General features: G+C 58.9%; 2 pseudogenes and 1 other annotated feature. Both pseudogenes read right to left on the bottom strand.

Annotation, left to right across the window (positions count from 1 at the left end):
* Positions 1-183 precede the first annotated feature (183 nt).
* A pseudogene (gene ltrA / locus AB3X89_RS39280) lies at positions 184-1,488 on the bottom strand (group II intron reverse transcriptase/maturase); the annotation flags it as partial.
* A gap of 663 nt (positions 1,489-2,151) precedes the next feature.
* Positions 2,152-2,691 (bottom strand): annotated as a pseudogene (locus tag AB3X89_RS39275) (IS3 family transposase); the annotation flags it as partial.
* Positions 2,497-2,613 (bottom strand) — a sequence feature (AL1L pseudoknot). It overlaps the preceding pseudogene by 117 nt.

Genomic DNA, 2,691 nt, shown 5'->3' with positions numbered 1-2,691 from the left:
TGTATCGGCGCGCGACTGCTGACGCGCAACATCGAATCGCAGCAGCGCGAGGGCGTGATTATCGCGAACCTCGTGAATCTGTGGAACAGCTTCGGCAAGGCCGTTTGCGTCAAAAAGCTCTAGTTGCCTCCGCAACCAACTGCGGGCCTACCCTGCTGAACAAAGCCGCGCCCGCACATGATCGCGCATCAGCGACCTGAACCCACGCCGATACCTGCGCGCGAGCCAATATCCCAACTTCCAGAACACGGTCCGGTCAAGTTTTCTGAACATGGTGGCCGTGTAATCGGTGTATTGATAGAAGGCGGCCCAGCCGGCAATCTGCCGGTTCAGGCTTTCCATCAGATCCATCCGGTTCATGCCGTAGTTTCCCGACAGTTGCTTGACTAGCCGCTCGGCGAAGCCCCTGTACTTCTCCCACGGAATCGTCGTCACCGGCCGCATGTGGCCGCGTGGTCCACGCTTGCGGATGATGCGGTGACCGAGGAAGATGAAGCCATCGTTCACGTGTGTGATATGGGTCTTCTCCATATTCAGCGTGAGCTTCAGTTCGCCTTCGAGGAACTCACGGCATGCTTCGCGCACTGCCTCGGCATGTTCGCGAGTTCCCTTGACCACGATCACAAAGTCATCTGCATACCGACAGTAGGCGATAGCTGGTTTCCATTGCCGGTTTTCTCGAACAGTAATCGGACGCTGCTTGAGAATCGCGAAGTTCCACGCCCACCGATCCTTCCGCACCTTCTTGCTCAGATAGTTCCTCTCCATCCACGCATCGAATTCGTGCAGCATGATGTTGGATAACAGGGGTGAGATGACACCGCCCTGGGGAACGCCTTCGCTCGCGGCACGAAACAGATCACGATCAACGCAGCCCGCCTTGATGAACTTCCAGAGCAGGGCAAGGAAACGCTGGTCGGCAACGCGCTTGCGGATTCCCTTCAGAAGCAGACGATGATGAACGGTGTCGAAGTAGCTGGCGAGGTCGCCCTCTACAACCCAGCGTCCGGCGACACTTTGTTCGCCACCGTCTTGCAACTGAAGCTTCACCGTGCGAATTGCGTGATGTACGCTACGGGCAGGCCTAAAGCCATATGAAGCCGGGTGGAAATCGCTCTCCCATATCGGCTCCATCGCCATCAGCATTGCCCGTTGCACGATCCGATCCCGCAGGCTCGGAATGCCGAGCGGCCTGAGCTTGCCGTTCGCTTTCGGTATATACACGCGTCGTGCAGGCAGCGGACTATACGAACCCGCCAATAGCTCTTCGCGTATCGTGGCCAGTTCATGCTGGAGATTTGCTTCCAGCATGCGTCTGTCGACTCCGTCCACGCCCGGCGTGCGAGCTCCGCTGGATGCCAGCGTAATGCGAGCCGCCTCACTCAGCCAATCCCTATCGGCAATCAGTCTCAGGAGTCGATCGAACTTGCGTTCTTTGCTCTCCATCGACCATGTCGCCAGTTTGCTTTGCATTTCACTGATTATCAAAGGTCTTCACCTCTCTATGGTCAGCTAATTAACCAGGCAAACCACTTCAACTGCCTCCCTTCGCCATGTGGCCGGCTTTCCCGACCTCGGACTACTACGGAGGCTCCGCCAGTCTGCACGTCGTCGGGGACACACTCCCTTGGCATCCGTGCAGACCTTCCCCAGTTCACATGCTGGACTCAACGCATGGGCGAGGTTGCCTGTCGCAGTCTTTATCCTTGCTTGCCGCAAGTCGTCGCGAACACCACGGTCTAGCTGCGCGCTCCCCGTGGTTCCATGCGGACCAGCATATATATCCAGTCAGCCTTCGTGTCCACCGGGCCATACGTGTGACCGGCGACAGTTCGCGTCCTGCCCGTAAAGCGGTGTGGGCAGGGGTGACATTTCAACCCTCAGATGCGGTTTAACAGGTTCGTGTTCCTCAACCGTCCCATGCTCAGCCTGGAGGCTCATCTTGGCGTAACCGCTTCGCCGCAAGCCCCGTTTCCCACGGACTACGTCACCTTGCCAGTGTCGGCAAGTCACCGCCGCTTCGGCTCGCTTCCTCTCGCAGCAGAGAAAGGGCATGCCCCGGTACTACAACGTCAACTCCTGGTACTGCATTCCAAACATGCTCAAGCAGCTTCACCCCCATACGGGCGGGCTACGCTGGCTGGGCGTACCATAGGTAAAATCTGACACCCATAGCGCATTGGGCCGCTCGGCCGTGAATTGCCGGTTCACGAGATCCTTCGGGCACGGCGTCGAACCATCGCTCACTGTGGTGCGGACCGTCTTGCCCCGCACCACACCGCGCAGGCCCATCTGCTTCATCAGCCGCTCGACCGTGCAGCGCGCCACGACAATGCCTTCGCGCTTCAATTGCGTCCAGACCTTGTCTACGCCATAGACCTGGAAGTTTTCTTCCCATACCCGCCGGATCTCATCCTTGAGCATCCTGTCGCGCTGGGCCCGCGCCGGCACCAGCTCAGGATGGGCGCGGCGGGCCACATGCGTGTAGTACGTCGACGGCGCGATTGGCAGTACCCTGCAGATCGGCTCGACCCCGTAGACGTGCCGTTGATCATCGATGAACATGATCATCACTTCGGTCGGCGGTCGAGCTCCGCCTGTGCGAAATACGCCGACGCCTTGCGCAGGATTTCATTAACCTGGCGCAGCTCACGGTTCTCCCTCTCCAGCTCCTTGAGCCGATCCTGCTCC

It is taken from the genome of Paraburkholderia sp. BR14320 (genome assembly GCF_040948665.1).
Classification (GTDB): domain Bacteria; phylum Pseudomonadota; class Gammaproteobacteria; order Burkholderiales; family Burkholderiaceae; genus Paraburkholderia; species Paraburkholderia youngii.
This window is presented reverse-complemented; position numbering and strand designations above follow the sequence as displayed.